At 66.3% G+C, this 6,985-nt stretch carries 6 protein-coding genes and 1 pseudogene; 3 read left to right on the forward strand and 4 right to left on the reverse strand.

The annotated features are described in order from the left end of the window. From AB4Y86_RS08365 to AB4Y86_RS08380, 4 genes and pseudogenes are all read right to left on the reverse strand, one after another. Window positions 1-147, reverse strand: a pseudogene (locus AB4Y86_RS08365) (DUF456 domain-containing protein); the annotation flags it as partial. 35 nt (window positions 148-182) lie between these two features. Next, window positions 183-1,382, reverse strand: a complete 1,200-nt coding sequence (locus tag AB4Y86_RS08370) for an NAD(P)-dependent malic enzyme (protein WP_441401798.1) — start codon at window positions 1,380-1,382, stop codon at window positions 183-185. Between the two features lie 233 nt (window positions 1,383-1,615). Next, entirely contained in the window at window positions 1,616-2,212 is a 597-nt protein-coding gene (locus AB4Y86_RS08375) for a TetR/AcrR family transcriptional regulator (RefSeq protein WP_441401794.1), read from the reverse strand. A 127-nt stretch (window positions 2,213-2,339) separates the two neighbouring features. Continuing rightward, the gene (locus tag AB4Y86_RS08380; RefSeq protein WP_441401795.1) at window positions 2,340-3,668 is read right to left on the reverse strand and encodes an MFS transporter; all 1,329 of its coding nucleotides are present in this window, start codon (window positions 3,666-3,668) and stop codon (window positions 2,340-2,342) included. Window positions 3,669-3,839: 171 nt separating this feature from the next. Here AB4Y86_RS08380 and AB4Y86_RS08385 point away from each other — a divergent pair, with 171 nt between their 5' ends. From AB4Y86_RS08385 to AB4Y86_RS08395, 3 genes are all read left to right on the forward strand, one after another. Then, window positions 3,840-4,916: a thermonuclease family protein gene (locus AB4Y86_RS08385; protein ID WP_441401796.1), complete on the forward strand. Its 1,077-nt coding sequence runs from the start codon at window positions 3,840-3,842 to the stop codon at window positions 4,914-4,916. Between the two features lie 85 nt (window positions 4,917-5,001). Next, complete coding sequence (gene rraA / locus AB4Y86_RS08390; RefSeq protein ID WP_441401799.1) at window positions 5,002-5,499, forward strand: ribonuclease E activity regulator RraA; 498 nt, start codon at window positions 5,002-5,004, stop codon at window positions 5,497-5,499. 96 nt (window positions 5,500-5,595) lie between these two features. Next, window positions 5,596-6,985 (forward strand): MDR family MFS transporter (locus AB4Y86_RS08395; RefSeq protein ID WP_441401797.1); only part of this gene is annotated, 1,390 nt, incomplete at its 3' end.

The following is a 6,985-nucleotide window of genomic DNA, read 5'->3' on the forward strand; positions in this document are numbered from 1 at the left end:
GGCAGTTCCTGCACCACCCCAGAGCGCCCATGCCAGCAGGCTAAGGCCGATGAGGACGCTGCCGGGCAGCACCGGGATGATGATGCCCGCCACGCCTACCAGGATGGCCAGGCCGCAGAGGACAGTCACGACGGTTCCGGGGTTCATGCCCCCAGTCTAGGGTTGGCTCCGGCGCTGACCTGTTACTGCGCCTCCACTGCCGCGGCAACGGCGGCCGAGACGGCCGGGGCGACACGCGGGTCCAGCGGGCTCGGCACGATGTAGTCGGCAGAGAGGTCAGCCTCGGCCAGTTCGGCGATGGCGCGGGCCGCGGCCAGCTTCATCGCCGGGGTGATCCGGCGGGCCCCGGCGTCGAGCGCTCCGCGGAAGATGCCGGGGAACGCCAGCACGTTGTTGATCTGGTTCGGGAAGTCGCTGCGCCCAGTGGCCACGACGGCGGCGTACTTTACGGCCACCTCAGGCAGCACTTCGGGATCCGGATTGGAGAGCGCGAACACAATGGCGTCCTGGTTCATCAGCTTGAGGTGCTCTTCGTCCAGCTTTGAGGAGGAGACGCCGATGAAGACGTCCGCGCCGAGGAGCGCCTCGCCGGGTCCGCCACTGATGCCGCGGGGGTTGCTGCGGCCGGCGATGTCTGCCTTCTTGCTGCCGCTATCTGCGGCGATGTCCGCGCGGTCCCGGTTGATCACGCCGCGGGAGTCCAGCAGCACGACGTCGTCGATGCCGGCGGTCAGCAGGATTTCGGCGACGGCGATTCCGGCGGCACCGGCACCGGACACCACCACCTTGAGCCCTGCCAGGGCGCGGTTGGTCACCTTGGCGGCATTGGTGAGTGCTGCCAGGACGACGACGGCGGTGCCGTGCTGGTCATCGTGCATGACCGGGCAGTCGAGGGCCTCGATCAGCTTTTCCTCGAGTTCGAAGCAGCGCGGCGCCGAAACGTCCTCGAGGTTGACCGCGCCGAAGCTGGGGCGCAGCCGGACCAGCGTCTCGACGATCTCGTCGACGTCGGTGGTGTTGAGCACCAGCGGGATGGAGTCGAGATCGCCGAACGTCTTGAAGAGGGCGGACTTGCCTTCCATGACGGGCAGCGAGGCGCTGGCCCCGATGTTGCCAAGGCCCAGCACGGCGGTGCCGTCGCTGACCACGACCACCAGGCGCTGGGCCCAGGTGAGGGTTTTGGCCAGCTCCGGGTTGGCCGCGATGGCACGGCTGACCTGTGCGACGCCGGGCGTATAGGCAATGGACAGGTCGCGCTTGCTGGCGAGCGGAACGGTGCTGGCAATCGAGAGCTTGCCGCCCTGGTGGGACGCGAAGATTTCCTCATCGCTGAGCGCTGCTGCCGGCGCGTTGGGGGAAGTGGGGTGGGCGGGATTGATCATTTCGATGGACACGTCGTTGTCTCCTGAGGCTCACCGTGGGCACACGGCACTTGGCTGCTTGGGCACTGGCGTGCCCAAGATGGTCTGGAGGGAGCTCCGGGGCGGGCCCGGGGTGGCGGGCCGCCTGCCTGAAGCTCCCAGAAGTGCTGGCGCTGGCGCCGTTTCCTGTTCCGCCATGATAAACACCGGCGATCCGCAGCGAAGATTCGGCCGGACACATTCCGGTAACTGGTCTAGACCACCCGGGAGGCCTGTCGGCCCTCGGCGAGGAGCGAGCACGCCTTCTTCAAGTCTTCCTCGGCTTCGAAGAGCGAAAGCCTGCGGCAGCGGACGGACTGGACCAGGCCGGTGACGGTGAGCAGCAGGACCCGCGAGACGGCGGCGTCGCCGCTCAGCGCGGTCACTGCCTTCTCCGCGGTGGCGTCGATGTCCCGCAGCAGCCGCGTGGTGTCCGTGTCTTTCGCGTAAACCACGCGGTTCAGGCACTGCTCCACGGCCGGCTGCATGAGGCGCATATGAAAGATTTCCATCACCGCGCCCACCAGCGCGTGCGCGGGAACCTCGGCGCCCGCCGGCCACTCGCCCAGGTGCAGTTCGCTGAGCTGCTTGCGGTAGAGGGCCAGCATCAGCTGGGTCGGGGAGGGGAAATAGCGGTAAAGCGTGCCGAGCGGCACGTCCGCTTTGGCCGCGACCTCGGAAAGCACGACGGAGTCCAGGCCCTTGCGGGCAAAGGCGGCAGCGGCGTCGAGTATCCGGGCGTAGCGCCGCCGCTGCCGGGGCAGGGTGGGCGGCGGGGCCATCGGTGGAAGGTCCGAAGGGAATTCAGGCATCAGCAGCGTTCCGGGGTTGATTTTCTCGGCAGCCGGGAGGGATGATCCACAGCGCTGCCGCGGCAATGCCGTCCACTATACGGCACCCCGGGGGGCTGTTTGCCAGTCAAACGGCCTTCCCGAAACGCTAGTCCACGCTCTTGATCTTCACGACGAAGACTGCCCCGAGCAGGCCTATCGCCGCGGCCGCGAGGTACAGCGAAACGTATCCGCCCCACAGCGCCACGAAGGGGTAGGCGATGAGCGGTGCGATCACCTGGGGCAGTGAATTGGCGACGTTGATGACCCCCAGATCCTTGCCCCGGTTTAGCGCCGTGGGCAGGACCTCGGTGATCAGGGCGAAGTCCACCGCCAGGTAGGAACCGAAGCCGATGCCCAGCACCGAGGCTCCGATCAGGGCGCCGGGCCAGGTCGGGACGAAGGCCAGGATCAGGGCGGCGGCAGCGATGACGGCCGAGGAGAGAATGACGAGCGGCTTGCGCCGGCCCATCCGGTCGCTGAGCCGGCCGCCGATCACGCTCGTGATGATCACCATGACCGCGTACAGGCCGGTCAGGATCAGGACTCCCAGCTCCGCGCCGATCCCCTGGGTCTCCGGCAGGCGCACGGCATCGGTGAGGAAGAACAGCAGGTAGAGCGTCACCATGTGGTTGCCGATGTTCACAAGCAGCCGGGTCAGCCAGGCCCAGCCGAAATCGGGGTGCCGGGCCGTGGAGATCCAGAAACCCCGGGCAAATTCGGCCAGTTTGAAGGGCGGCCGGCTGGTCCGCGGCAGCGCGACGTCGTCGTTTTGGAAGAAATACAGCACGACGCCGGCCAGCAGCGCCGCGGCGCAGACGACGTAACCGAGCGCGAAGTTGCCGGAGACGACGGCGGCGATCACGGCACCGGCCAGAATGCCGGCGGTCTGGCCCATCGCGGCCAGGCCGCCCACCGTGCCGCGCTGCGGCACCGGCACCCGGTCCGGGATGGCGGCGGTGATGGCGGCGTAGGCCCCGTTGCAGCCCGCCTGCACGAGGCACCAGAGGATGGTCATCACGGCGACGTTGGGAGCGCCCGCGAGCGCCACCAGCGCGGCCGCGCCCAGAACGGCGCCGAAGAGCACCCACGGCACCCGGCGTCCCCGTCGTGCGACCGTGCGGTCGCTGAAGGCGCCGAACAAGGGGTTGGCTACGAGTGACACCGCCGCTCCGGCGCCGGTGACAAGGGCCAGGATGGCTTCCTTTTCGCCTTCGTTGAATGCCGCCGCCTGCTGGCCGAGGAGCACCTGGAGCGGGCCGAAGAAAGCCGCGTTGATTCCCAGGTTGACCAGGACCACGCCCGCGGTCCAGACCGGGCGGACCCGGCGCTCCGGCTCGGCAAGGGCCGGAGCGGAGCCTGCCGGTGAGCCGCCCGCGGCGTCTCGGCCGCCGGCCGCAGGGACCGGGACGGCTCCGGGTCGATCGGACAGACTCATTTGGTTCCCCCGGAACTGTTGTCTGAAGCTGATAATCCGTGTGCGCCCAGACTATCGTGGGGCGGATCAGGACAGAGCGGGTAAAAACACATATGTCTGAGTCAGCCAGTAATGTCATCCCTCGAACCTCCGATTGGAGGCGTTATCACTCGTTCCGTGGGGGAATGCATTTTGTCATCATCGAAGTCACGCCAATTAGTCGCCATAAAGTTTGCTGGGCTAGCCACCGCAGCGGCCTTGGCGATCAGTGGCTGTAACGCAAACACAACAAATAGGGATGCTGCCACAGCAAGCCTCAACGCGAGCAAAAACGAAGCCGTTGTCGTCCGGGTAATTGACGGGGATACCTTCGTCGCTTCGGCTGGCGGCGGCGAGAAAACCGTCAGACTCCTAAATGTCGATACACCCGAAACCAAGGATCCAAATGTGCCGGCTGAGTGCATGGGACCCGAAGCGACGAAGGCGTTGGAGGAGTTCCTGCCGGTCGGTTCCAAAGTCGTGCTCGAGCTGGACAAGGAACCACTGGATAAATACGGACGAACGCTGGCCGGCGTTCTCGACTCTTCCGGGCGGCTTGTAAACGCAGAAGTTGCGCGAAAGGGACTCGGTGTCCCCGTCCTCTTTGAGCCGAACCGGAAGTTCTACCAGCCGGTGGTGGATGCCTTTGAAGAGGCCCGCACGGCAGCGGCCGGACTCCATTCGACGAGCATCGCCTGCCTTCCCGCCCAACAAGTGCAAGAGGCCACAAAGCTCGTCGATTCGCTAGTCGCGGGGCCGCTCGCCGATAACAACCTCGATCTTGACAAGGGGCACGCGGGTTTGGTGACGGCGCTGGCTACGGTTGTCGCACTTAAGGCAGCGGCGGAGGCAAATAACCTCGTTCACTGGGCCGCTTACGAACCGTCCCAGCGTAACGCCTTGGTCACTCGGCTGACTTCGGCGAACGCCGCTGGCTCCGGACGCCAGACCGCAATCGTGGCCAAAAAGAAGGCCCTTGCCGACGTCGCCGCGGAAGCCGCCCGCCAAGCCGCCGACGCCGCAGCTGCGGCGGCCGCACAGGCAGCCGAGGCGGAGAGGGTGCGAAACCTGCCCCCGGTGCCAGCCCCCTATGTTCCTCCTGCCTATGTGCCGCCGGCGTACGTACCACCTGCCTATGTCCCGCCGGCGCCGGTTCCCGGACCCAAGTACACCGGCCCCCGGTGCTACGCGCCCGGTGGAAAATCGTGGACCCCTTGCAGTAAGAAGTAGGTCAGGAACCGGTGTCGCCTGGTTCTTGGCAAGACGCCCCGTCAAAATAGCTCTAGAACGAGGAGACATCGTGCCCGAATTGCCCATGACCCCCGTCAGTCCGCTCGCCCCTGCTAGCTCTGTCAACACTGCCGACCTCTACGACGAGCGCGGCGGGGAGCTGGACTCCATCTCCCTGCAATTCCAGTCCCTCGGCGGCCACACGCACTTCAGCGGCCCGGTCCGGACCATCCGCTGCCTGGAGGACAACGCCTTGGTGAAGTCCGTCCTGGGTACTCCGGGGAACGGCGCCGTCCTGGTGGTGGACGGCGGCGGCTCGTTGCGCACGGCGCTGATGGGGGACCTGATCGCCGCGAGCGCCGTCGCCAACGGCTGGGCCGGCGTCGTGATCAACGGTGCCATCCGGGACCGGGTGGCGATCGCCGGACTGCCGTTGGGAGTGAAGGCGCTCGGCAGCAACCCGCGCAAAAGCGCGAAAGCCGGCGCCGGGGAGAGCGACGTGGAGCTGGAAATCGACGGCGCCGTGGTCCGGCCGGGCCAACTGATCTGGTGCGACCCGGATGGCATCCTGCTCGAACGCTGAGCGGGAGTGCGGAAGACGGGAACATTTCAGCCGTTAGGATAGTTACTGAAAGCAACCTTCCTGCTTGATCCCCAAAATCTTCCCCTTGGAGCAGTCATGTCCAAAACCACGTCCCCCCGCCTGCCCGGAGAGGTCCTGACCCACCGGCAGACCATCACCGTCATGGTGGGTCTCATGCTCGGGATGTTCCTGTCCTCCCTCGACCAGACAATCGTGTCGACGTCGATCTACACCATCGCGAACGACCTGGACGGCCTCTCGCTGCAGGCCTGGGCGACAACGGCGTACCTGATCACCTCCACGGTGAGTACACCGCTCTATGGCAAGCTCAGCGACATTTTCGGGCGCCGCCCGCTCTACCTGACCGCAATCCTGATCTTCCTGGCCGGATCCCTCTACGCGGGCTCGGTCCATTCCATGACTGAACTCGCGGTCGCCCGCGGCATCCAGGGCATGGGCGCCGGCGGTCTGCTGGCCCTCGCGTTGACCATCATCGGGGACATCGTGGCGTTGAAGGACCGCGCCAAGTTCCAGGGCTACTTCATGTCGGTCTTCGGCGTCTCCTCCGTGCTGGGGCCCGTGATCGGCGGAGCCTTTGCCGGTTCCGCCAATATTCTGGGTTTCGACGGCTGGCGCTGGGTCTTCTTCATCAACCTCCCGATCGGTCTGGCCGCCCTCGCCGTCGTGTTCTTGTACCTGCACCTGCCCGCCAAGCACGTGAAGCAGAAGATCGACTACTGGGGCGCCGCCGCCATCACCCTGGCGATCGTGCCGCTGCTCCTCGTCGCCGAGCAGGGTCGCACCTGGGGCTGGAGCTCCACCGGCGCCTTCCTCTGCTACGGCCTCGGCGTCGTTGGCATCATTGCGTTCCTACTGGCCGAAAAGCGTGCCGGTGACTACGCCCTGATTCCGCTTCGGCTGTTCCGGAACATCACCTTCGGGCTCTCCTCACTGCTGAACTTCATCATCGGCGTCGGCATGTTCGGTGCGATCGCGATGCTGCCGATGTATCTCCAGCTGGTCAAGGGCCTCACCCCCACCGAGGCGGGCCTCATGATGATCACCTTCACGGTGGGCATCCTGACCGGTTCCATCACGGCCGGGCGGACCATTTCGGCCTCCGGCACCTACCGGATCTTCCCGATCCTGGGTACGGCCGTACTGACAGTGGCCGCCGTCGTCATGGGCCTGTCCCTCGGCGTCGACACACCGCTCTGGGTTCCGGGTGCAATCGCCGTGTTCTTCGGCCTGGGCCTGGGCTTCTGCATGCAGCCGCTCACCCTCGCCATGCAGGTCTCCGTTCCGGCCAAGGACATGGGGGTGGGCACCTCCTCCGCCGCCTTCTTCCGGTCCATGGGCGGCGCGGTGGGCACCGCGGTGTTCATCTCGATGCTCTTCAGCCTCGCGGCGGACAAGATTGCCACCGGCATGAAGGACGCCGTACAGAACGCGGACTACCTCAAGGTGCTTAAGGATCCTGCCGTGG

It is taken from the genome of Arthrobacter sp. 2YAF22_2, assembly GCF_052114645.1.
Classification (GTDB): domain Bacteria; phylum Actinomycetota; class Actinomycetes; order Actinomycetales; family Micrococcaceae; genus Arthrobacter.